At 71.6% G+C, this 25,414-nt stretch carries 5 protein-coding genes; all 5 read right to left on the reverse strand.

The features are described from left to right. From WNM05_RS13515 to WNM05_RS13535, 5 genes are read right to left on the reverse strand one after another with little or no spacing between them, the layout of a single operon-like run. Nucleotides 1-6,321 carry an AMP-binding protein gene (locus WNM05_RS13515; protein WP_434627417.1) on the reverse strand — a complete coding sequence of 2,107 codons (6,321 nt, stop codon included), beginning with the start codon at nucleotides 6,319-6,321 and terminating at the stop codon, nucleotides 1-3. Continuing rightward, complete coding sequence (locus WNM05_RS13520; protein WP_434627420.1) at nucleotides 6,314-12,676, reverse strand: amino acid adenylation domain-containing protein; 6,363 nt, start codon at nucleotides 12,674-12,676, stop codon at nucleotides 6,314-6,316. Before WNM05_RS13520 ends, WNM05_RS13515 begins: the two co-directional genes overlap by 8 nt. Continuing rightward, complete coding sequence (locus WNM05_RS13525; RefSeq protein ID WP_434627423.1) at nucleotides 12,666-15,785, reverse strand: serine hydrolase; 3,120 nt, start codon at nucleotides 15,783-15,785, stop codon at nucleotides 12,666-12,668. Before WNM05_RS13525 ends, WNM05_RS13520 begins: the two co-directional genes overlap by 11 nt. After that, entirely contained in the window at nucleotides 15,778-22,173 is a 6,396-nt protein-coding gene (locus WNM05_RS13530; protein WP_434627426.1) for a beta-ketoacyl synthase N-terminal-like domain-containing protein, read from the reverse strand. The genes WNM05_RS13525 and WNM05_RS13530 overlap by 8 nt, the downstream gene beginning before the upstream one ends. Beyond that, nucleotides 22,170-25,412: an AMP-binding protein gene (locus WNM05_RS13535; RefSeq protein ID WP_434627429.1), complete on the reverse strand. Its 3,243-nt coding sequence runs from the start codon at nucleotides 25,410-25,412 to the stop codon at nucleotides 22,170-22,172. The genes WNM05_RS13530 and WNM05_RS13535 overlap by 4 nt, the downstream gene beginning before the upstream one ends. Between the last annotated feature and the right edge of the window lie 2 nt (nucleotides 25,413-25,414).

Raw genomic sequence — 25,414 nt, forward strand, 5'->3', positions numbered from 1 at the left:
TCAGGCCGGCTCGGACAATCTTGCCGACGGCGTCCGCGCCGGCCCGGCCAGCTCGTCGATGCCGAGCCGCTTGACGAATTCGGCATGGCCGCCCGGCATCCGCCGGACCGCGCCGCGCCCTTGCAGCGCCAGGGCCAGCGCCGCGACGCCCGCCTCGTCGGCGTCGTCTGAAAACAGCAGCGTGGCCGCCACGCCGTCCAACGGCAGCGCCCGCTCGGCGAAGGTCCGCCGTTGCAGGAAGCCATGCTGCAGCCGGTAATGGCACCATTCCCGATGCAGCGCCGGGAAGGTGTCGCGCAGCGCCTCCTCGTCGAGGTCGGCGAGCGCGTCTCCGGCGCCGGCCAGGCGGTCCAGGTCGCCGAAGAAGTCGAGGAACTCGGCGTACAGCGCCGGACCGTCGAAGACGCCGGTGCGCAGATTGGGGTCGAGGAAGACCAGCCGGTCTACGCCCTGCAGCGCTTCCGGCCGCCTCTCCAGCAGCGCCGCCAGCATCTCCGCTCCCAGCGAATAGCCGCCCAGCCACAGCGGACGGGTCCGATCGCCGGCATGCGGCCGCAGCGCGTCCAGCAGCGCCCGTTCCAGGTCAAGCGGCGACAGATGCCTGGCGGCGTCCTGCTCCAGCGTCAGCGCAGACACCGCCACCAGCCCGTCCAGCCGCTCGGCCAGCGCCTGCAGCTCGACCAGTCCGCCCAGGACAGGCGGCAACATCAGCAAGCGGGGCGTGCCCGGCACGTCGGCGTTCAGGCGGCGTTCCCGTATCGCGTCGGCGGTCGCGGCGACGCCGCCGCGGCGCGCCTCGATCAAGTCCCGCTGCGCGCCGACGGTGGCGTTGCGGAACACGTCGGCCGGGCTGAAATCGACGCCGAACTCCGCCTCCAGCCGGCTGGCCAGCCTGACCGCGCTCAGCGAGGAGCCCGACACCAGGAAGAAGTCGGAATCCGGCGCCAGCGCGCCCTGGTAGCCGAGGCACTGGCGCCAGCAGGCGATCAGCCGCCGCAGCGCCGGCTCCAGCGCCTCCTCCCCGTCGCCGCCGGCCGGCTGGGCATGCGCGCGCCACGCCAGGAAACGCGCCACGATGCCGGCCCGGTCCAGCTTGCCGGTGTCGGTGCGCGGCAGGCTGTCCACCGGGAAGATCGCCGACGGCAGGTGCGAGCGGGTGTAATGGCGCGCCAGATGCTGCTGCAGGCCGGCCAGCGTCCGAGGCGAGCCCTCGACCGCCAGCACCAGGCAGGCCTCAGGCGTGCCGGCGAAGGCCACCGCCGCGCCGGCCGCGGCCACGCCCGGATACTGGCCGGCCTTGCCTTCCAGCTCGCCCAGCCCGATCAGGTTGCCGCGCACCTTGCAGCTGTCGTCCATCCGCCCCTTCAGGTGGAACAGGCCGTCGCGGTCCGCCATCGCGAGATCGCCGGTGCGGAAAAAGGTCCCGGCCTCGTCGCGGCCGAACCTGGCCGCGGTCTGCGCCTCGTCGTTCAAATAGCCGTGCCGCTCGAAATCCCCGTAGATCGCCAGCTCGCCCCACTGGCCGGGCCGCAGCCGGCGGCCCGCCGGATCGAGCACCGCGAAGGCGACGTGGGCGAACGGCGCGCCTATGGTCAGCGTCGGCCCGGACGCCGCCGCGCAATCGGCCATCGAGGCGGCGATGCAGGTTTCCGTCGGGCCGTAGCTGTTCCAGATCCGCATGCGCTCGAGCAGGCGGTTGATGTCGCCGGGCGCGAGAAAGTCGCCGCCGCTGATGCCGACGCCGGGCAGCGCTTGCAGCTCCGGCATCCGGTTCCAGGCGGAGAACAGGGCCGGGGCGGCCGAAATCACGTCGGGGCGGCGGCTGGACAGGAAGGCCTGCGCCCGGCGCGGGTCCAGCAGGCTGTAGCGGTCGGCCACCACGCTGACGCCTTGCAGCGCCCAGGCCAGCAACACCTCTTCGAGATAGCCGTCGAAGCTGGGCGAGAATTGCTGGACCACCCGCAGGCCCTGCCCCAGCCCCAGCGTCCTGACCAGAGAATCGACATACTGGGCCGCCGTCTGCGCGGCGACGCAAATGCCCTTGGGCCGGCCGGTGGTGCCGGAGCTGTACAATATCCAGGCGATAGGATTGTCGGCGCGGGACTTGACGCTGTCGAAGGCGCGCCAGTCCATCGCGGCCGGCTCCGCCTCCTCCTCGTCGGCCCGGATCACCAGATCGGGCTCGGCGTGCCGCAGCACCTCGTCGACGCGCGCCTCCGGCGTGCCGCTCTCCAGCGCCAGATAGGTGGTGCGCGTCAGGAAGCAGGCCGCCAGAAAGGCCTGCAGCCGGCGACCGGTCCGCCCCAGGATCAGCGCGCGCCGGACGGCGCCGTGGTTCAGCCGCCGCGCATAGTGGGCGGTCAGCGCGGCGAAGGCCTCCCAGTCGAGCTCGCCGTCGTCGTCGATCACCGCGGCCTGGCTGCCCAGCGTCAGGAAACCGTTCCTCAGCATGTCGTCGATCTGCCGATACTCGGCCAGCCGCTGCGGCGGACGGAAAGCGGCGGCGCCGGACGGCCGCAGCAGCGCCGCCAGCGGCAGTTCGGCGGACGCGGCCGACAAGACCTGCCGCAGGATGTCGCGGCAGGTGTCGGCGATCGCCGCGATCCGCTCCGGCGCGAAGACCGTCTGCTGGTACTCCAGCGCCAGGCTGCAGCCGGACGCGGCGTCGACGACGGCGAGATTCAGCGGCCCGTGTGCCTCCGTCTCGCCGCCCACGGCCTCCTCCCGTCCGTCGCCGCCGTCGATATAGGAATAGGCGACGTTGAGCAGCGGATTGCTGCCGAAGCGTCGGGGGTCGTTCGTCAGCAGCGGGAACACTTCCTCCACCGGGAAGAAGCGCTGCTCGGCCTGCCGCCACTGCGCGTCGGCCAGCGCCCGGACGTAGTCGGCGAGACTGCCGTCGGCCTCGCCGAAGCGGAAGGCGCACGGCAGCAGCGTCACGAACATGCCGACCGTCTCCTGCGCCTGCCGCGGACGCAGCGCGTTCGCCACCGAGACGGAAAACGCGTCGCAGCCGGACTCCCGCGCGACGGCGAGGCCCCACAGCGCCAGAAAGCATGCGGCCGGCGTCACCGCCAGCTCCGCGCACAGGCGCCGCACGCCGTCCCTCTGCTGCGCCGACAGCCGCCAGGCCACGGTCCGCGCCGGCGCGCCGGCGTCGGCCGCGCCATGGCCGAAGGGGTCGAATTCCAGTCCCTGCAACTGGCTTTGCCAGAACGCCCGCGCCGATTCCCACAGCGGGCCGCCGCGCGCTTCGGCCAGCGCCGCCGCGTAGCGCCGGTAGGCCGGCGCGGCCGGCGGCGGGGTTTCGCCGCGCAGCAGCGAGCCGAACTCCCGGTCGAGCACCTCCAGCGCCGGCTTGTCCACCAGGATGTGGTGAAGCTGCAGCCTCAGGCGGGCGGCGCCGCCGCCCGCGTCCATCAGGCAGCCGCGCAAAGGCGGTGCCTGCTCCAGCGCGAACGGCCGCCCGCTCGCCTCCGCCCAGTCGCGCTCGTCCAGCAACACCCGTTCCGCTTCCAGCGACGGCAGTATCTCGGCGAAGGGCGTCCCGTCGGCGGCGGCGCGATAGCGGGTGCGCAGGATGTCGTGGCGATCGATCAGGGCCTGCAAGGCCCGCCTCGCCTCGGCCTCGGCCGTCCGCTCCGGCAACTCGATGTCCAGCGTCAGCACATAGGCCGTCGAGTCCGGATACAGCCGGTACTGCGCATACAGGCGGGCCTCCTGCGCCGACAGCGGCCCGCCGTCCCGCCCGGCAGCGTCGTCGCTCGCGTCCAGCAGGCTGGAGAAGGCGTCGTCGGCCGCGCCGCCGCGACTGTCGTCGACCAGCCGCGCCAAGGCGGCGATGGTGTCGTTGCGGAAGAAGGCCGGCAACGACACGTCGCATCCCAGCGCCTGGCGCAGTTCCGCCAGCATTCTCGCCGCGCGCAGCGAATGGCCGCCCAACGAGAAAAAGCTCCGGTCCGTCGACAAGGCCTCGGGCGCCAGCTCCAGATGGCGCGCCCAGCATGCGGCCAGCCATTGCTCGGTCTCGCCGCGCGGGCGGACCACGGCCCCGCCGGCGGTCGCCTGGTCCAGCGCCTGCTTCAGCGCGCGCCGGTCCAGCTTGCCGTTGCGGGTCAGCGGCAGCGCGGCAGACAGGATGATCTGGCCGGGCACCATATAGGCCGGCACCCGGCCGGCCAGCCCGGCGCGTATCTGCTGCTCGTCGACGCCGTCGTCGGCGACGACGAAGGCGCCCAGCCGGGCGTGGCCCAGCTTGTCGGCCACGCCTATCACCACGGCCTCGGCGACGCCCGGCAGCGCCAGCAACTTCTGCTCTATCGCGTCCAGCTCGACGCGGAAGCCGTTCACCTTCAGCTGGCGGTCGCGCCGGCCCAGCACCTCGATTTCGCCGCGGACGTCCCAGCAGCCGAGATCGCCGGTGCGGTAATAGCGGCCGCTAGGCAGACCGGCGTCCAGTTGCAGGAAGGCCCGCTCCGTCAGGTCCGGACGGTTCAGATAACCGGTGCCGACGCCGGCGCCGCCTATCAGCAGCTCGCCGGCGACGCCTATCGGGCAAGGCTCCAGCGTGCCCGGGAAGACCACCACGCACTGGCAGCCGCCGACCGGCTTGCCGACCGTGATCTTCCCATGGTCGCGGCCTATCGCCGCGTAGCTGGCGAAGACGCCGGTCTCGCTGGGACCGTACACATTGAACAGCTCGTAGTTGTTCTTGTGGTAGCTGCGCAGGCTTTCGCCGCCGAAATACAGTTGCGACAGCCCCGGAACGTCGCCGAGCGCCATGATGTCCTCGGCCAGCACCGTCGTCGCGAACAGCATGTCGATGCGCTGCCGGCGCAGGAATTCGACGCACTTCCCGGCGTCGACGCGGGCCTCGTCCGGCACCATCACGATCACCATGTCCTGGCTCAGCGCCTCCACGCACTCCAGCACGAAGTAGTCGAACATGTGGTTGGCCGTCGACGCCGCCCGCGGCCGGGCGACGCGATACAGCGCGCGCTTCTCCTGGCTCAGGTTCAGCAAGGCCCGGTGCGTGTTGACGCTGCCCTTGGGCTGGCCCTCGCTGCCCGAGGTCATCAGCACGCACAGCGCGTCGTCGGCCTCCGCCGCCTCGCCCAAGCGCAGCCATTCGGCCAGGAACGGCGCCGGCGCCGGGCTTGCCGCGCCATGCCGCGGCAAGTCGATCACCCGGCAGCCGCGTTCGGCGAAGAAGGCCGCCAGCCCGCCATGGTCCTCGCAGTCCCGGTCCAGCAGCACCACCCTGGTGCGCTGCAGCGCGACGATGTCGGACAGCTGCTGCCGCGGAACGCCGTCCGACTGCAGGCAGAACGGCTTGCCGATGCGGATGCAGACCATGGCGGCCAGCGTGGTTTCGACGCCCTTGGGCCCGACGATCAGCACGCAGTCGCCGACGGATTCGCGCTCCGGCCAGCCCGGCTCGCCCAACAGCAGCTCGGTGTAGCGCGCCAGCTGGGCGAAATCGACGCTACGCCCGTCGCATTCGAGAAAGATCGCCTCCGGCCGGTCCCGCAGCGAGGCCGCGATGGCATGCGCGACATTGCGGTGCGCCAGCGGCCGCGACGGGGCCGGCGCCGACAGCGCGTCGACGCGCTCGCGCTCCGCCTGCGGCATCCAGGGCATCGCGCCGAGCTCGCCTCCCGGCTCGAACGCCATCGCGTGCAGCAGCAGGGCCAGCCGCGCCATCAGCAGCGACGCCAGCTCCGCCTCAACCTGTCCGCCGTCGAAGCGCATGTGCAGCCGCGTTCCGGCCGGCGCGGCCTGAATCCAGATCGCCAGCGCGTATGCCGACGCGTCGACGCCGTCGAAGGGCTCTCCGGCCTCCGAATAGCCCGCCAGCACCTGCGGCGCCGGCGCCAGCGCCGCCGTTTCCGGCGGCAGGCCGGCCCCCAGCGCGTCCACCTGCCGCCACTGCGCCAGCTCGGCGCCTATCAGCCGCTTCGCCGGCTGGGCCAACGCCTCGGCCGTCAGCCGCCACGCGGCGGGAACGAGGTGGACGCCGCCGTCTGCCGGCATCGCCCAGGCCAGCACGCCCTCCTCTTCGCGGCAATGCCGGTAGGCCAGCAGCTTGAGGCAGGCCGAGAACAAGGACTGCCGGTGCAGCGGGGACGCCGACGCCATCGCGAAAATGCGGGCGTTGAGCGCGTCCTCCAGCGCGAACGAGGCCGTCGCCGCCGCGCCGGCGTCCGCGGCCGGCCGGGCCGTCGCGAAGAACGGACACTCGCGGTACTCCGCGGCCGCGTGTTGGCGAATGTAATCTTTGAACGCCTGTTTTCTCGCGTTCAGGACAATCGGATCAGTCATCTGCGTTCCCGCCGTTTTCCACTTCGCTTTCCCCGCGCCGCGCATCCAGCGCGCGCTCCACCACCGCCTCGAACCGCTCAGCCCAATCGCCGTCCCCGTCGGAGACCGGATGCGCCAAGGCTTCCAGCCGCACATCGAAACCGGCGTCGTGCTCGGCGATTTCGCAAACCAGGCTCCAGTGCGGCTGGCCGCCGGCGATGCCGGACGCTTCCAGCTGCCGGCAGTCGACGCCGGCGATGCGACCGGCGAAGCCACGCCGCTCGAAATAGCCGAAGAAGGCGTCGGGGAACAGCGCCTGCCGGGGCAGCCCGGCTTGCCGCTGCGCCAGCGTCTCCGCGTCGAACAGATAATGGCTGCAGGCCTCTCGCACCGCTGCGCTGACGCCGCGCAGCGCCTCCCCCGACAGGCCGGCCTCGGCCCTGACCGGCAACACCGTCATCAGCGGCGCGACGACGGCCTGCTGCTCCAGCCGGTCCCGCCCGTGGAAGATCATCGAGGCCAGCTGCTCGGGCCGCCGCTCCAGCTCCGCCTTGAAGCCGAGGAAGGCCGCCATGAAGAACTCCGGGACGCTGATCCGCAGATGCGCCGCCAGCGCCTCGATCCGCGCCTTGCGCGCCGCATCCAGCCGCAGCAGCCAGACGCCGGTGCGCGGCCGGGCGCCGTCCGGCTGCGGGGCCGGGCGCCAGTCCCGCAGCCGCTCGAGCCAGAAGTCGGCGTGCGCCTGCCGCATGGCGGCGAAATCGGCGCCGTGGAAGCGCTCCGCGTACTCGGCCAGGCTGGAGCCGGCCGGGGCCTGCGCGCCGTCGTCGGCCAGTTCGTCCAGTATCTGCCGCAGGCCTGAGCCGTCGATGCAGGCGTGGGAAAAGTCCAGCAGCAGCCAGCGCCGGTCCGCCACCCAGCGGCCGCGCGCGTTGACGCCGTCCTCCAGCGAGAACGGCCGGACGAAGTCGCCGAGGTCCTCTTCCAGCGACCCCAGGCTCTGGCGCTTTTCGAGCCGGAACAGGAAATGGCCGGCCGGCCGCAGCGTCAGCTCGCCGTCGTCCAGCACGAACTTCGCGCCCATGCCCTGGTGCCGGCCCAGCACCGTCTGCAGCAATGCGCGCAGCCGCTTCAGGTCCGGTTCCGCGTCGAAGGCCAGCGCGACGAAGCTGTTGTTGCCCAGGTCCGCCGGATCGAGCTTGACCGCCTTGTAGATGGCTTTCTGCGCCGGCAGCGCGCGTATGGCCCCGGCGGCGGCCGGCCGCGGCGATTCGGCGGGCCGGGCCGCGCCCCGTTCCAGTTCGGCGTCGATCAGCGCCGCCTGCCGCGCCAGTTCCAGATGCGCGACGATGGCGCTCAGCGGCAGCGACAGGCCGAAAACCTCGCGTATCCGCGCCATCAGCGACACCGCCAGCAGCGAATGGCCGCCGGCCGCGAAAAAGTGGCTTTGCCGGCCTATCGCGCCGACATTGAGCAGGTCGCACCACAGCCGCGCCAGCCTGGCCTCGGTGCCGTCGCGCGGCGGCTCGTCCGCCTGGCCGGCCGGCGCGCCCGACGGCGCCGGCAGCGCCTTGCGGTCCAGCTTGCCGTTGCCGGTCAGCGGCAAGGCGTCCAGCATCACGATATGGGACGGAATCATGAAGGCCGGCAGCCGCGTCTGCAGATGCCGGCGCAGCGCCGCGTCCAGCGCCGGACCTGCGTCGGCGTCGGCCGGCATGACATAGGCCACCAGCCGGGCGTCGCCGGCGACGTCCTCGCGCACCAGCGCCACGCACTCCTTGACGCCGTCGTGCGACTGCAGCGCCGCCTCCACCTCGCCGAGCTCGATGCGGAAACCGCGCAGCTTGACCTGGAAGTCGTTGCGGCCCAGGTATTCGATGTCGCCGCCGGGCAGATGGCGCGCCAGATCGCCGGTGCGGTACATCCGGCCGTCGGGGCGGAACGGATCGTCGACGAATTTCTGCGCGCTCAGCTCCGGCTGGTTCAGATAGCCGCGCGCCACGCCGACTCCGGCGATGTGCAGCTCGCCGGCGACGCCGGCCGGGCACGGCAGGCCGTAGGCGTCGAGGATATAGAGCCGGATATTGTCTATCGGCCGGCCGATCGGAATCACGCCGTCGTCGCCGGCCTGGCGGCAGTCCCAGGCGCTGACGTCTATCGCCGCCTCGGTCGGGCCGTACAGATTGTGCAACTCCACCTCGGGGAAACGTTCGAGGAAACGGCGGACGCTGTGCGCCGGCAGCGCCTCGCCGCTGCAGAACACCCGCCGCAGGCCGGCGCCGGCGCCGTCGTCGGCCTGGTCGAGGAAGACCGACAGCATAGACGGCACGAAATGCAGCGTGGTGACCCCGCTCGTCCGGATCAGCTCGCCCAGATAGGCCGGGTCCTTGTGCCCGTCGGGCTTCGCCACCACCAGGCGGGCGCCCTGCATCAGCGGCCAGAAGAACTCCCAGACCGACACATCGAAGCTGTACGGCGTTTTCTGCAGCACCGCGTCGCTCGCGTCCAGCCGGTAGGCCTTCTGCATCCACAGCAGGCGGTTGACGACGCCGCGGTGCTCGTTCATCACGCCTTTCGGCCGTCCGGTCGAGCCGGAGGTGTAGATGACATAGGCCAGATTGGCGGCGCCCAGCCCGATGCCGGCCGGCGGCAGATCGGCGTCGGCCTCTCCGGCCCAGCCTGCCGCGTCGCGGTCCACGTCTATCAGCGCGGCGCCGGCGTCGCAGGCGTAGCCGGCCAGCAGCGCGCGCGCGCCGGCCGGAATCGCCGCGTGCGTCAGCACCGCCGCCGGCGCCGCGTCGCGCAGCATATAGTCCAGCCTGTCGGCCGGATAGCCCGGATCCAGCGGCGCGTAGGCGCCGCCGGCCTTCAGCGTCGCCAGCAGCGCCACCACCATTTCCAGGCTGCGCTCCATGCACACGCCGACCAGCGCGTCCGGCCCGACGCCCAGCGCCGTTCTCAGGTGGCGGGCCAGGCGGTTCGCGTCTCCGTTCAATTGCGCATAGCTCAGCGTCCGCCCGTCGAATTCCACGGCGACGGCGTCCGGCGTCCGTCGCGCCTGCGCCTCTATCAGCTCGTGCAGGCAGGCCTCGTCGGCGAAGTCGGCGTCGGTCAGGTTCCATTGCCGCACGACCAGGTCCCGCTCCGGCTCGGGCAGGACGCCGATGCGGCCTATCCGTTTTTCCGGCGTACGCTCCAGCGCCTCGGCCAGCGCGCCCAGCGCCGTCTCGAAATGGTCGCAGACCCGTTCCGGGTCCAGCGCCTGTCCGACCTGGGCGTTGACGACAAAGTCGTCGCCGAAATCGTCGACATTGACCGCCACCGGATAGCTGGTGCGTTCCATGATGCCGGAATAGCCCACGCCGGCCACCGCCGAACGGTTGACGGCGCCGAACGGATCAGCCGACGGCACATTGCGCACCTCGCTGTGGCGGTAGTTCAACAAGGTGGTGAACAGCGGCGCCGCGCCCGGCGCCGACTGCTGCGCCTCGGCCAGCGAGGCCTGCTCGTGCCGGAGCAGGCCGGTCAGCGCGTCCTGCGCCCCCTGCAGGCACTCGGCCACCGGCGCATTGTCCAGCCGCAGCCGGATCGGCAGCGTATTGATGAACTGCCCCATCGCGTCGTCGGCGCCGTCGCTCATCCGCCCCAGCAGCACCGTGCCGAAAGCCACGTCGGCGCGGCCGGACAGACTGCCGACCGTCCTGGCCCAGGCCAGATGGAAGACGGCGGCGACGCTGACGCCGTGGTCCCTGGCCTGCCGGCGTATCTGCCGGCACAGCGGCGGGGGCAGCGTCCGCCAGGCCTCGATGACGACGGCGTCGCCGGCCAGCGGCTCGGCCGCGCCGAACGGCGCCGGACCCGGCTCGAAATCCCGCAGCATCTCGTCGAAGAAGGCCTTGCGCCCGGCCGCGTCGGCGGCGGCGAACAGGCCGGCCCTGGCCCGCTCGAAGGAGACCGGCGACAGCGGCGCCAGCGGCTCGCCGAGCAGCCTCGCCTCGATTTCGCGCTGCATCGCCTCCACCGTTGCGTGGTCCACCGCCAGGTGGTGCAGCAGATGCAGCAGCACCCATTGCCCCCGCCGTTCATCGCGGCAATAGAAGCAGCGCTGCATCGGCGCCCTGGCGATATCGAAACGCTGCGCCGCCGGATCGCAATGCCGCCGCAGCGCGGCCAGGGCGTCCTCGCCGTCGCTTCCCGGCCCCACCTCCTCGACGCTCAGCTCGACCTTGCGCCAGACGACCTGCAACGGTTGCGACAGGCCCTGGTACAGCACGCCGGCGCGCAAGGCGTCGTGGCGGTCTATCGTGCGGCGCAAGGCGTCCAGATAGGCCCGCAGCTTGTCCTCGTCGTCGAAGCGGACGACTTGCCACAGCACATAGGGGTCGCCGGAAACGCTGGCCAGCGCGTGGTAGAGCATGCCCTGCTGGAGCGGCCCCAGCGGGCAGACCGCCTGGACATTGTCGGCGCCTCCGGGCACGGCGGCGGCGACGATGTCCCGCTCCTCCGGACTCAGCCGCGTCCAGCAGGACGTCTCCTCGCCGGCCGGCCCCGGCGTCCTCAGCAGCGGCGCCAGTTCGGACAGCGCCGGATGCTGGTACACCTCGTGCGCGTCGACGGCGAAGCCGCGGCGGCGCAAGGCCAGCATCATCTTCACCACCGACAGCGAGTGGCCGCCCAGATTGAAGAAATGGGCGTTCCTGCCGATGTCGGGCACGCCCAGCAGCTCGCTCCACACCTCGGCCAGCGCCTGCTCCCGCGGGTTGCGCGGCGGCGCGAACTCGCCCGCCGCCAGCGGCTGGACGGCGACGACCGGAAAGGCCTTGCGGTCTATCTTGCCGCTGGCGGACAACGGAAAGCGGTCGACGATGGCCACGGCGGCCGGCCGCATGTATTCGGGCGCGGCGTCCCGCATATGGCGCTGCACGCTCTCGCGCACGCCGTCCTCGCCCTGGCGCGCCAGCGCCCGCTCCGCGGCGATGACGAAGGCCGCCAGCCGCTTGTCGTCGCCGCCCTGCGCCACGACGACGGCGTCTCTGACCGCCGGATGCCGCATCAACAGCGCCTCGACCTCGCCCGGTTCCACCCGGTGTCCGCGTATCTTGACCTGGAAATCCATGCGCCCGAGGATTTCCAGCTGACCGTCGGCACGCCGCCGCGCCAGATCGCCGGTCCGGTACCAGCGCCGGACGCCGCCGCCGTCTACGTCGATATCGACGAAACGGGACGCGTTCTCCTGCGGACGCCGGTGGTAGCCATAGGCCAGCTGGACCCCGGCGATGCAGAGCTCGGCCGGCTCGCCGTCGGCCGCCTCCCGCATGTCGCCGTCCAGCAGACGGATCTCGACATTGTCTATCGCCGCGCCGACAGGCGGCAGCTCCGGCCATTGCCCGGCCGGCCCCGACAGCGTGCAGGCGGTCACCACATGGCTTTCCGACGGGCCGTAGTGATTGTGCAGCCGGCAGCCGGGCAGGCTCTTGAAGAATTGCCGGATGGCGGCGGTGACGACCAGCTGTTCCCCGGCCGTCACCACGTCGATCAGGCTGCTCGGATACCGGTCGCCGGCCGCCGCGGCCGCCGCCAGACTGTTCAAGGCCACATAGGGCAGGAAGATGCGCTCGACGCGGCGCTCGTCGATGAAGGACAGCAGCGCCAGCGGATCCAGCCGCAGGCGGTTCGATATCAACACCAGCTCGCCGCCGCCGGCCAGCGTGGCGAAGATTTCCTGGAAGGACACGTCGAAGCTCAGCGGCGAGAACTGCAGCGTCCTCCGGCCGGCTTGCTCGCCCTGCTCGCGCAGCTGCCAGGCCAGCAGGTTCGCCAGCGCCCGGTGCGGCATGCACACGCCCTTGGGCATGCCGGTCGAGCCGGAGGTGTAGATCAGATAGGCCAGGTCCTCCGGCGTGCACGAGGCCGGCAGATTCCCCGACTCGCCGAGGCCGTCGTCGGAGAAGTCGTGCCGCGCCATGTCGATGACGGCGCAGCCCTCGGGCAGCGGGTCGGCGAGCCCGCCGCTGACGATGAGCACCGAGACTTCTGCGTCGTTCAGGATGTAGGACCGGCGCTCGGCGGGATAGCCGAGATCGATCGGAGCGTAGGCCGCCCCGGCCTTCAGCGCGCCGATGACGGCGACGATGGCGTCTATGCCCCGGTCCAGGCAGATGCCGACGACGGCGGTCTCGCCAAATCCGCGGATATGGCGGGCCAGGCGGTTCGCCCGGCGGTTAAGCTGGGCGTACGACAGCGATTCCTCGTCGAAGCTGACCGCGACGGCGTCGGGCGTCCGCGCCGCCTGCCGCTCGAACAATTCGTGAACGCCGCGCGGCGCCGCCGGCGCGACCTGGTCCGGACTGCGTCCCGGCAATGATTTAGCAAGCATGGCTGTCTTCTTTTGATTCGACCAGTCGGCCGTTTTTCATGGCGATCAAGGCGTCGGCCTCGGCGAAATACTCGTCGTCGTGGGTCACGACGAACACGATGCGGCCCTGGGCCTTCAGCAGCGGCAGCCACTCCTGGTAGAAGCGCGCCTTCGACCGGGGGTCCTGGTCGGCCGCCCATTCATCCAGCACCACCAGCGGGCTGGGGTCGGCCAGCAGCATGGCCAGCGACAGCCGCTTGCGCTGGCCGGTCGACAGCCTGATGTTGTCGAAGGCCCCGTCGTCCTGCAGCGTGGCCTTGCCGGCCAGGCCCAGCTGCGCGATGCGCTGGTTGACCGCCTGCGGCGACTGCGCCAGGGCCGGGTCGTAGACCCGCTTGAACAGCCAGTTGTCGCTGAAGATGGCCCGCGTCAGCTCCGGCAGCTGGCCCGGCGCGGCCTCGACGCCGTCGATCAGCAGCGCGCCCTGGGCCGGCGCGTACAGGCCGGCCAGTATCATCGCCAGCGTGCTCTTGCCCGAACCGTTGCCGCCGGTCAGGAAATAGGTCTTGCCGCTTTCGGCCCGCAGCGAGATCGGCCCGATGCCGAAGCGCTCGCCTTCGGCCCCGGCCGCCGGGTACTGGAAGCGGACCCCGCGCAGCTCCAGCGTCCGCACCCGCTGTTGCGGCGCTTCGGCGCCCGGCGCGCCGGCCGGAATCGACTGGCCGAAGGCCGCCATATTGCGCATCAGGCTGCGCAGCCGGGTCAGTTCCGGCATCGCCGACATCACCGCGTTCAGCGGGCCGATCAGGTAGAGCAGGATGATCAGGTATTCCTTGGACGTGTCGCCGCCGAAGTGCGGGATCAGCACCGGGAACAGCAGCGCCACCGCCACCAGCAGCACGGTCAGCAGCGACTCGCCGACGAAGAAGGCGCTCAGGAATCCCCGGTCGTACTGGATCCTCAGGGCCTTGAAGCGGTCGGACACCGCCTGCGCGTGGCGCAGGAAGCTGCGCCGCACCGCCTCGCGCCGCAAGCCCTTGTAGCCCTTCTGCAGATCCTCCACCACGTCCATGAACTCGCTGCGGGTGCTCAGCGCCTGCGGCATGATGCGGTTGGCGCGCTCGGACACGTAGTAGAACAGGCCTATCATCGGCAGCGCGCAGGCCAGCAGCGCCGAGGTGGCCAGCGCCGACTGGAAGGCCATCAGGTAGGCGAACAGGAAGACGATGGTCAGCAGATTGGCGAAGAAGGGCACGAAGGCCAGCACGCTCTTCGCCAGCTCCTGGGAGTCCTCCCCGACCACCGACTGTATCTTGCCAGGCGACAGCTGCTCTATGCTGCGGTAGTCCGACGCCAGCAGCTTGCGGATGATCTCCATCCGCCAGCCCTGCACGAAGGCGTGGCCGAAGCGCATGATCTGCTGCTCGGCCGCCTTGCGGGACGAGATGTAGAAGTAGATGCAGTTGAACAGCAGCACCGCGCTGTGCCACCACGTCCCGGACGGGCTGTCGACGGCCTTGACGATGCACAGGACCAGGGCCGAGTTGAGCAGCCCGGAAATCACCGTCAGGCCGACGACCTTGGCGACCATCAGCCGGGAAAACGCCTGGCTGGAAAACTCGTCGCCTCGACGCGCCGCGACGAAGAAGAACAGGCTGACGGCGTTGGCGAAGAACATCAGTCCCAGCGCCGCCGCCGGCAGGCTGAGCGGCCCCCATACCAGCAGATTGGGCCAGCCCATGCCCAGCAGCAGCGCCGGCGCGACGGCCAGCGCCGACGCCAGCGCCGCGTTCATCACCAGGAGCCGCGCGCCGAATGCCGCCCAGCCGGTCTTCTCGGCCGACTGCGCGAAGCTCTGCTGCGCGATCTCGGCCTCGACGCCGCCGGCGCCGTCCGGCTCGCCCCGCCGCCGCTTCCTTCGCACCCACGCCAGCCAGGGCAGGATGCCGCCGAGCCAGGCCAGCGCCGCCACGGCCATCGCGCCCCGGTCGCCGCCGTCGGCGGCGAAGCGCGCCGGCAGCGGCTGCGGATCGACGCCGCGCAAATGCGCGAAGATCGCCTTGCCCAGCTGCATCACCTGCGGACTGTTGCTGTTGCCCAGCAGCGAAACGCCGACGCCGCTCTCCGGATCGAAGGCGACATAGGACGCCGCGTCGGGGTTCTGGCCCGGATGGCTCCAGCTGGTGGTGGCGCCGGCCTCGACATCCCAGCCGTAGGCATAGCCCGAGGCGCCGTCGCCGCCGTAAGGACGCTTGGCCAGCGTCAGCGCCGCGTTCAGCGTGGCCAGGCCAGGCCCGCCGTCGCGCGGCGGCCGCTGCAGCAGGAAACGCAGCCAGGCCGCCATATCATCCGGCGTGCTGAGCACATAGCCGGCCGGCGCGTTCTGCAGATAGCGCGGCGCCTGATCCGGCCGGGCGGCGGCGAAGCTGATCCGATAGCCCGGCACCCTCGTGGCGGCCGCGGCGGCCGGATCGCCGTCGACGAAGGTGTGCCGCATGCCCAGCGGCAGAAACACCTTTTCGCGCAACAGGGTCGCGAACGGCTTGCCGGCGGCCCTTTCGGCCACCAGGCCGAGCAGGCTGTAATTCAGCGTCGCATACTCCTCCTTCGTCCCGACCGGATAAGCCAGCGGCACGTCGCCCAGCAGCGCCGGCAGCCGTTCCAGCGCGCCGGGGCCGCCGTCCGGCCTCAGCAGGTCCAGCGTGTCCTCGGACAGGCCGCTGGTGTGGAACAGCAGGTTCTTCAGGCGGACGGCGGCATAGCCGGCCTGCCGGTTCTTAGCCAGTTCCGGCACCCATTTGGTCAGCGCGTCCTCCCGGCTCAGCGCGCCCTCGCGCTCCAGCACGGCGATCAGCATCCCGGTGAAGGCCTTGGAGCAGGAGGCCAGCTCGAAAGCGCCGGCCTCCGCCTTGCCCAGGCGCAGCGTGCGCACCCGGTCGCCGACGACGATGCTCAGACTGCCGCTGGGCACCTGGTCCGCCTCCCAACGCCGGCTCAATTCGGCGACCACCTTGTCCAGATCGTCGCCCGCCCTCGCGCGGACCGCGTCGGCACCGGCGCTGCCGGCCAGCGCCAGGCAAAGGCCCAGCGACAGCAGGGCGCAGCCGAGTCTCCATCCCGCTTTAACCATTGACTTCGTCCTCCTGCCGCGAGGCGCCGCCGCGCAATTTCCGGCGGGCCTGCAATGCGCGCCGCTTGTCGTCCACCGCCGCCTGCGGCGCCGTCTCCACGATCGCCGCGGCCGGCTCCGGCGCCAGTTCCCTGCTCAGCTCGCGCAGCGAGGCGGCCTTGAACAGCAGCGCCACCGGCACGTCCCGCTCCAGCCGCTGCCCCAGCCGCTTGGCGAACTGGATCAGGTCCAGCGAGGTGGCGCCCAGCGCGAAGAAACTGGCGTCGACGTCCAGCCTGTCCAATCCCAGAAAGCCCTCCAGCATCTCGCGCATCGCCGGCAACAGCGTCTCCGCGTCCGCCCCGGCCAGCGAATCGCCGGCGCCGCCGGCCTCGGCGGCAGGCCCGGCGCCGGCGGCGCCGAACAGCATCTGCTGCGTGCCGGCCTGCTTCTCCAGCACCGCGCCTATCGGCAGCTTGGAAACCGCGACATAGGGCAGCCGGACCTGGCGGACCAGCGCCGCCATCGCCATCGCGATCCGCTGGCCCTCGTCGTTCGACAGGCCTTCTTCGCGCAGCTTGGCGACGAAGCCGCCGTCCCGGGCGGGCGCGTCCTCCATCGCGATGACGATCTTGCCGATATGGCGGCCCTGGGCCATGAAGCGGAAGGCGTCGCCGAGCTCGCCGGCCGGATAGGCCTTGGTCGGCAGCGGCTTCAGCGCCTCGCTGCCCAGCAGCGCCGCGACTTCGGCCCAGGCTTCCCGGTAGGCCGGATGCTCGGCCCCGGCCTGCACCGCGTGGAAGCTGCCGCCGTCGGCGAACAGGGACAGGCCCAGCCTCCAGTTCTGCAGGATGTCGCGCAAGCCCAGTTCCAGGAAACGCCCCTGCGGCGCCAGCAGCGACAGACTCTCCTCCAGCAGCTCGCCGGCCAGGGCGTTCAGGATCACGTCGAATGGCCGATCGCCGAGCTCGCTGCGGAAAACGTCGCCGAATTCGCGCGTCCGGGAATGGGCCGCCCCGCGGGCGCCCATGCGCATCAGCAACGCGCGCTTCTCCTCGCTGCCGGCGGTGACCCAGACCTCGGCGCCCAGATGCAGCGCGATCTGCAACGCCGCCATGCCGACGCCGCCGGCCGCCGAGTGGATCAGTATCCGTTCGCCCGGCCGCAGATTGGCGGCGTGCCGCAAGGCGATCCAGGCGGTGGTGAAGGCGACCGGCACGCCGGCGGCCTGCTGGAAGCCGAGCGTGCGCGGAATCGGCGCGACCACGCGCTGCGGCATCAGGACATGCTCGGCCAGGCAGCTGTGCCCGGCGCACATCACGCGGTCGCCGACGCGGATGTCGACGACGTCGCGGCCGACCCGGGTGACGACGCCGGCCGCCTCCTGGCCGAAGGTCATGCTCGGATCCGTCGGGGCCGGCAGCACGCCCAGCGCGATCAGCACGTCCTTGAAGTTCAGACCGGCCGCCCTGACGCGGATTTCCACTTCCTGCGGACCCGGCGCCCTGCGCGGCTCCTGCCGCGTGACGAAGACGAAGTCCGCCGCGTCGGCGCCGCCGTCCAGCCGCATCACGCCGTGGCGTGCGGCGCCGCCGTCACGCAAGGCCGACGAGGCGTCGGCCAGCAGCAGATCGTCTATCTCGACCAGCGGCTCGCCCCGCTCCGAATCTATCCTCACCTGCAGCAGCTTGCCGGCCGCCAGGTCCCGGACGCGGACATGGCTGCGCACGGCGTCCTGCATCGGCGCGAACTGGGCGAAGCGGCCTATCGACACCGGGGCGAACTGCCCGCCCTCGGCCTCGGGCGACGCGATCAGCGTCGCGGTGTCCAGCAGCGCGACATGCAGGCCGCAGGCCTCGGCCTCGCCGCGATAGGCGTCGGCCAGCCGCAGCCGGTTGACGACGGCGTCGTCGCCGACGCGGTCGACGGCGACGACATTGCGCCAGCGCGGGCCGAAGGCCAGCGCCCCGCTGGGACTGACCCCGGCGCCGTCCGCCGCGCGGAACAGCGGCTCGCCGGCCATGTCGGCGGACGCGGCCGGCGCGTCGCCGCGCGGGGCTATCGTGCCGCCGGCGTGCCGCGCCCAATCCAGGCGGGAGAATTCGCCGCGGCCGGAAAAGATCTCGAAGGCGCCGAAATCGGCGGAGAACGCCACGGCGACCTCCAGGCCGTCGCCGTCGGCCACCACCAGCGGCCGCTCGATCGCGATGCCGGCCAGGGAGAACGGCTCGCCGGCCGGCCGGCTTTCCGACAGCGCGCGATGCACCAGGGCCACCATGCCCATCGCCGGCATCACCGAGGTCGCCGCGTCGATGCGATGCTCGTCCAGCCACCAGTCCCGCCCGGCGTCCAGCGGGCGCCGCCAGACGGCGGCGTCCGCCGCGCCCGGCCTGAGCGCCTCGTCCAGCTGCCGCGCCGAACGCGTCGCCATGCCGGACTCCGCCCAATCGTCCCAGGCGATGGCCAGCGCCTTGCCGCCGTCGGCGCGCACTTGCTCCGCATAGGCTTCGAGGCAGGCATTGGCGGCGACATAGGCGACCTGGCCCACTTTTTCCTTCGGCAGCAGATTGCCCAGGCTGGAGAACAGCAGCAGCGCCGGATTGCCCAGCCGCCGCAGATTGGCGCAGAGGAAGCGCGTGCCGGTCACCTTGGGCGCCAGCGTGGCGATGGACTCCGCCTCGGAGCGCATCTGCATCATCGCCCCCTCGCCGCGGCCGGCGGTATGGAAGACGAAATCGATGCCGTCGCCCTGCTCGGCCAGCCGGAATACCGGCGCGAACGCCGTCGCCAGCGCCGCCTCGTCCCCCAGGTCCGCCTGCAGCAGCTCCACCCGGCCGCCGGCCGCCTCCAGGCCCTGCACCCAGCGCAGAAACTCGGCATCCGGTCCCTGCCTGGCTATCTCCGCCGCCCAGTCGCGCCGCCGCGGCAGCGATTTGCGCACCAGCAGCAGCAGGTGGCAGTGATAGACCCGCGCCAGATGGCCGGCGATCGCCGCGCCCATGCCGCCGTTGGCGCCGGTGATCAGCACGCGGCTGTTGCGGCCGATCTCCGGCAGCGCGTTGCCCAGCGGCAGCTGCTGCACCCGCGAGCTGACGCGCCGCCCCCAGTAGGCGCCGCGGCGGAAGCAGTGGAATCGGCCGCCGTCCCAGCGCAGCGCCAGCCACGGCTTCAGCCCGCGGGCGATGTTTTCCGGCCCGGCGTCGTCCAGGTCCAGGCACAGCGCCGAGACGTCCGGATACTCTTCCGGCGCGATCAGCAACGGCCCCAGCAGCTGGCTCTTTTCGGCGTCCGGCCCCGGACCGCCGTCCCAGGCCGCCATCCGCGTCGCCGGGAAGAGCAGCCGCAGCTTCGGCGCCGGCGCCTGCGCCGCGCTCCAGCGCGCCAGCGCCAACGGCAGCCAGAACGCCCAGAACTGCGTCTGGCGCGCGTCCAGCTCGTCCAGCAGCCCGGTCACGACGATGTCCATCGCCGCCGATGCCCGCAGGCCCTGCCGCGACAGCCAGTCATGCAGCTCGGTCTGGATGGCCGCGAAATCGCCGTCCCAGGACGGACACTCGATGAAGGCGCAGCGGCCGTCGCCCCAGCCCAGGGCCTCGGCCAGGCCGCGTTCCCGTTCTCCGGCGCGGCGGCACAGCATCCAGGCGGCCGGCTCGACGTCGCCGCCGTCGCCGTCGGCCTGCGGCTCGCCGACCTCCTCCCACTCCATGCCGTGATAGCGGCTGCCGAAGAACAGCGAGGACACGGTCCCGCCCTGCCCGCGCGCCGGCGGCGCGCAGACGCGGCGCTCGAAGGCGTGGCCCGGCAGATGCGCGCGCGGCGCCTCGCCGTCGCCGTCCGGACGCAGCCGCGCCCAGTCCATGTCGCCGCCATGCCGCCAGCTCGTGGCGACGAAGCGCAGCGCGGCGTCCGCCTCGCCGTCGGCGCCGTCGGCGCCCAGCGTGGGCGCCAGCCGGCCGGCCGCCAGGCCCAGCCATTTTCGGGCGTGCAGCAGCAGGTCGGTTCCCGGACCGATCTGCGCGTACAGCGCCGCCGGATGCGCCCGCTCCGCCTGCTGCAGGGCGGCGCCCAGCTTGACCGGCTCCAGCATCTGCTCGACCCAGTATTGCGGATCGCGCATCTCGTCGGCCGCGATCGCCCGGCCCAGCGCGGTCGAATAGATCGTGCATTGCGCCGCTTGCAGCGCGTGGCCCCGCAACAGCTCGCCGAAGGCGCGCGCCGCCGGTTCGACCAACGGGGTGTGGAAGGCGTGCGATACCGCCACGCGCTTGAAGGCGAAGCCGTTCCGCGTCAGCCAGTCCTCTGCGTCGGCCGCCAGCGCGTCCGGCGTCGCCAGCGTCCAGGTGCCGGGGCTGAGCTCCGACACCCGCCACAGCGTCGCCGGCAACTCGCCGTCGAAACCTTTCTTGCGGCTGGCGGCGAACACGGCGCCCCTGGGCATCGCGTCCATCAGCCGCGCGCGGGCGACCACCAGCTCCATGCCCAGCTCGGCGCTGAACACGCCGGCGACCGCCGCCGCCGCGAACTCGCCCAGGCTGAAGCCGAGCAACGCCGCCGGTTGGCAGCCGACATCGCGCAGCCACAGGCCCAGCGCCGCCTGCAGCGCGTACAGCGTAGGCTGCAGATGCAGCGTGGACAGCCGTTCCGGCCGCTCCAGGCCGTCTATCAGCACGGCGCGCTCGACGCCCAGCAGCGCCGCCGCCGAATCCAGCAGTCCCAGATAGCGGGCGCCGAACGCCGGCTGGCTCTCGGCCAGGCGCAAGCCCATCCGCGGCGATTGCGCCCCTTGTCCCGGAAACAGCCAGACCTGCCGGTCCATGGCCGGGCCGGCGCCGTCCATCAGCGTCCAGTCGTCCAGCTGCCGCTTCCAGTCGGCGGCGTCGGCGGCGACGAAGGCGGCGCGGCAGCGGTATGCCGTCCGCCCGTCCTGCAGCTGGCGCGCGATGCCCGCCAGATCGGCCGCCGCGCCCCGCTCGACGTCGAGATGGGTCGCGTAGGCTTGCGCCAGCCGCGCCAGCGCCTGCGGGGAGCCGGCCGACAGCGGCAGCAGCTGCGAACGGGCCGGGCCCGCGGCGCCGGGCCGGCCGGCGGCGGACGACGGCGCCTCTTCCAGCAATACGTGCACATTGGTGCCGCCTATGCCGAAGGAACTGACGCCGGCGCGCCGCACCGGCTGCTGCGCCGGCCAATCCGTCGCCTGCGTCGGCACCCAGAACGGCGTCTTGTCGAGCTCCAGGTGCGGATTGGGCCGGCTGAAATGCAGCGATGGCGGAATCCTGCCGAAGCGGACGCTCAGCGCCGCCTTGATCAGCCCGGCGATGCCGGCCGCGGCGTCCAGATGGCCCATATTGGATTTGACGCTGCCGATCGCGCAGCGGAAGCCATCCCTTTCCTCCGGCGCCAGCGATTCGGCGGCGACCCGGTTCAACGCCTGGATCTCGATCGGATCGCCGAGCACGGTGGCGGTGCCGTGGGCCTCTATCATGCCCAGGCTGGAAAACGGAACGTCGGCCATCCGGTACACGCGGGAGATCACTTCGGCCTGGCCCTGCACGCTGGGCGCCTCGAAGCTGACCTTCCTGTCGCCGTCGTTGTTGATGCCGGACTCGACGATGACGGCGTGGATGGGATCGCCGTCCGCCAGCGCGTCCTCCAGCAGCTTCAACAACACCACCGCCGCGCCGTTGCCGTTGACGGTGCCCTGGCCTTCGTCGGAGAAGGTCCGGCAATGGCCGTCCGGCGACAGGATCATGCCGCTCTGGTGCTGATAGCCGCCGACGGCCGGATCGGTGATGCACGCGCCGCCGGCCAGCGCCGTGTCGCACTCGCCGGCCAGCAACGCGCGGCAGGCGAGGTGGACGGCCGACAAGGAGGTCGAGCAGGCGGTCTGCACATGCACCGCCGGCCCGCTCAGCTTCATCCGGTAGGCGATCTGCGTGGCGAACGAGGCCGGATCGTTGTAATTGCCGACATCGAACATCTCGGAGATGTCCCGGCTGGCGCCGGCGAACTGCTCCAGCCGCTCCAGGTTCAGCGTGGAGCCGATGAAGACGCCGGTGTTGCGCTCCGCCTCGCCCGGAACGAGTCCGGCGTCGACGAAGGCGTTGTAGCCTAGCTCGTGCAGCACCCGCAGTTGCGGGTCCATTTTTTGCGCTTCGCGCTGCGTATAGCCGAAGAAGCCGTAATCGAAGCATTCGGCGTCCTCCAGCACGGCCTTGGCCGGGACGTAGCCGGGCTGGTCCATCGCCTCCTCCGGCACGCCGGCGGCCAGCAGCTCGTCGCGGGAAAAGAAGGACACCAGCTCGCGTCCCTCGAGCAGATTGCGCCAGAAGCTCTGCCAGTCTGGACTCTGGGGAAATCTGCAGGCGATGCCGATGATGGCGACTTCGTTGCCGGTATATTCACGTTTCATGACGCTGAACTTCCTTTTGCTTTGCGCCGCCGTTCCGCCAGCCTGTTCTTGCCGGACAGCGCCGCTGTGTGTTCTTGCGATGCCGGCGCCCCGGCGCCGGCGGTCCTCGCGGCCGGTGCGTCGCCGCGCCGTATCCAGTCCGCGAAGGAGAGAATGGTCGGATGCTCGAACAGGACCGCGACGCCGACATCCCGGTCGAAGGCCTGCTGCATCCGCGACTGCAGCGCGATGATCTTGATGGAGTCGCCGCCGGCGTCGAAGAAGTTGACATCGGTGGCCGCGACCGGGCTTTGCAGCACCTCGCTCCAGACCGCCTGCACCTTCGCCTCGACGGCGTCGGCCGCCGGCATCGACTCGACCGCCGCCTGCGGCTGCCGCGCCGCGTCCTCCTGCAGGCGCTTGCGGTCTATCTTGCCGGTGATGGTGCGGGCGAAGCCGTCCACCGCGACGATGCGCGCCGGCATCCAAGACTCCGGCAGATCCCGCCGCATGCGCGCCCTGAGCAGCGGCTCCAGCCTGTCCTGCGGCACGGCGCTGTCGACGAAGAGCCGCCATTGCCGCCTGCCGCCCGGTTCGGTCGCCGGCAGCAGGCAGCAGGCCCTGACCTCGTCCAGCGATTCGACGACCCGTTCCAGCTCCCTGGGCTCGATGCGCACGCCGTTGACCTTGGCCTGGTCGTCCAGCCGGCCCAGATAATGGAAGCCGCTGGCCGGATCAAACACGACCGCGTCCCCGGTGCGGTAGAAAACCTGCTCCCCGTGCCGGACGAAGGATCGGGCCGATTCGAGCGGACTGGTGGCGTAGCCGCGCGCGACCGGCCGCCCGCCCACCCGCAATTCGCCGCGCACGCCGGCCGGCAGCGGCTGGCCGAAGACGTCGGCGCAATAGGCGACGGCGTTCTGGATCGGCCAGCCTATCGCGACGCCGCTGCCCGGCGACTGCCTGGCGCTGAGGCAATCGACCGTGGTTTCGCTCGGACCGTAGTGGTTGCTGACGGCGTAGCCCTGCGCCAGCAGCGCGTCGCGCAGCCTCGGCGGCAGCGCTTCGCCGCCGAATATCCACAAGCGCATCGCCGGCAGCCTGGGCGCGCCCTCCAGCAGCTGCGCGATGGCGCCGGGTATGAAGTTGACGATGGATACCGCCTCGTCCCGCATCCGCTCGATGAAGGTCTGCCGCTGCAGCAGGACCTCGGGCTCCGGATAGATCAGCGTGGCGCCGGCGACGAGGCTGCCGAACAGGTCCTCGACGCTGGGGTCGAAATTCAGGTCGGTCAGCCCCAGCACCCTGTCGTCGCCGGCCAAGCCGGTCTCGCGGACGAACCAGTCCAGCAGGTTCGCCACCGACTCGCTGCGTATGGAAATGCCCTTGGGCGTGCCTGTCGTGCCCGAGGTGAAGATGAAATAGAACTCGTCTTCCGGCCGTCGGCCGCGCGGCGGCTCCGCCTCGCCGGCGTCGGCCGGCGCCGCGCCGACGTCCAGCAGCAGGCCGGCGCCGGCGCCCAGCTCGGCCTCGTCTCCGGCGCCGCACAGCACGATGCCGCAGCCGGCCAGCGCCAGCAGCGTCCGCTTGCGCTGCGGCGGGTCCTTGGGGTTGACATAGAAGTAGCTGCCGCCGCTGAACGCTATCGCCAGTATCGCCTGCGCCGACAACCGCCCCTTGGGCAGATGGACGGCCACGCGGTCGCCGGCGACGAAGCCGGATCGCCGCAGCATGCGCTGCACCGCGCCTATGCCGCGCGACAGCTCGAGATTGCTGACGCGCCTGCCGCCGTCGACCAGGCGCTCCGCCTGCGGCGAGGCCGCCAGGCCCTGCCACATGCGCAGCAGCAGCGCGTCGATGTCCGGCACCTCGGCGTTCTCCTCGCCGCGGACCAGCGAAGTCGTCCCGGCGCCGTCCCGGCCCAGCCTCAGCGGCAGTCCGGAAACCGGCGCCCCCGGCGCGGCGTCGACCAGGTCGGCGGCCAGCGCCTCGAAGGCGGCGAACGCCGCCTCCACCGCGGCCGGATCGCCGTCGTAGCCGGCACCGGCGCTGAGTCCGACCCGCCATTGCTCGATGCCGGAAACGGTCAGCGTCAGGCCGAAGTGCGTGGACTCCTCGCTGTGCAGCGCCGCCAGATGCGCGCCCTGCGCCGCGTCCTGCAGATCGGCGTCGATCGGATAATTGTCGAAGACGACCAGCGTGTCGTACAGTTCGCCGCGTACGCCGGCGGCCTCCCTGACCATCAGCGGCGGCGTCTTTTCGTGCGCCTGGGTCCGCTGCAACACGCGGAAGACGGCCTGCAGCGCCTGCTCGACGGTCCAGCCGCCGTCCAGCGTCAAGACCAGCGGCACCGTATTGGTGAACAGGCCCAGCGGCTGGCGATCGGCGCTCTGCGCCAGCGCGGCCTCCCGCCCGGAGAAGGCGCAGCCGAAGGCGACGCTTCGCTGAAAGGTCAGCTTGGCGAGGACCAGCGCCCAGCACAGGTAGACGAAGCTGGCCGGCGTGACGCCGGCGCGTCGGCAGAGCGCCTCGATCGCCGACTTGCGCGCCGCGTCCCACAGGCCGTCGGCCGCGGCGGCGCCGGCAGGACCGCTTCCGGCGCGGAACAGCGGCTCCGCCAGCAAATGCGTCGCGGCGGCCGCCTCGGGCTCGGGCAGTTCCTGGAAAACGGCATCCCAGTGCTCGCGGCTGAGCCGCAGCGCCTCCCGGTCCAGCCCCTTCCAGAGCTGGCGCGCGTACAGCCCGGCGTCCAGCGACGCGATCATCCGGCCGCGCAGGCCCTGCAGCCAGGCGGAGATCAGCAGCGAACTGCTCCAGCCGTCCATCAGGATATGGTGGAAGGAGAAGGCGATATTCAGCACGCCGGCGCCCACGTCGTGGAAGCAGGCGATGCGGAACACTTCGGCGTCCAGTTCGAACGGCCGCTGCTTAGACCGCGCCAGCCACTCCAGGCTGCACTCGGCGATCGCGTCCCCCGGCAGCTCGGCGCCGGCGTATTCCAGCGCGATGCGCGGCTCGGCGTGGATCAGCTGGTGCGGCACGCGTATGCCCCGCCAGGCGAAGACCGAGCGCAGCGCCGGCTGCGCCTGCTGGATGCGGCGCCAGACCTCGCGGACCGCCTCCTCGCCGGCGCGGGTCCGCACGCTGAAGGCGACGCCGATGTGGTAGGCGCTGTTGCCGTCCTTCAGCGCGTGGAACAACAGCCCGTTCGCCTGCGGCGTCAGCTGCAGCAATTCCTCGATATGGTTTGCCGGTTTCATCG

The sequence above is a fragment of the Chromobacterium sp. CV08 genome (genome assembly GCF_051129845.1).
GTDB lineage: Bacteria > Pseudomonadota > Gammaproteobacteria > Burkholderiales > Chromobacteriaceae > Chromobacterium.

Bases quoted from the DNA above. Each gene is read 5' to 3' on its own strand.
- WNM05_RS13515 (WP_434627417.1), bottom strand. From the start codon at position 6,321: ATGACTGATCCGATTGTCCTGAACGCGAGAAAACAGGCGTTCAAAGAT.
- WNM05_RS13520 (WP_434627420.1), bottom strand. From the start codon at position 12,676: ATGCTTGCTAAATCATTGCCGGGACGCAGTCCGGACCAGGTCGCGCCG.
- WNM05_RS13525 (WP_434627423.1), bottom strand. From the start codon at position 15,785: ATGGTTAAAGCGGGATGGAGACTCGGCTGCGCCCTGCTGTCGCTGGGC.
- WNM05_RS13530 (WP_434627426.1), bottom strand. From the start codon at position 22,173: ATGAAACGTGAATATACCGGCAACGAAGTCGCCATCATCGGCATCGCC.
- WNM05_RS13535 (WP_434627429.1), bottom strand. From the start codon at position 25,412: ATGAAACCGGCAAACCATATCGAGGAATTGCTGCAGCTGACGCCGCAG.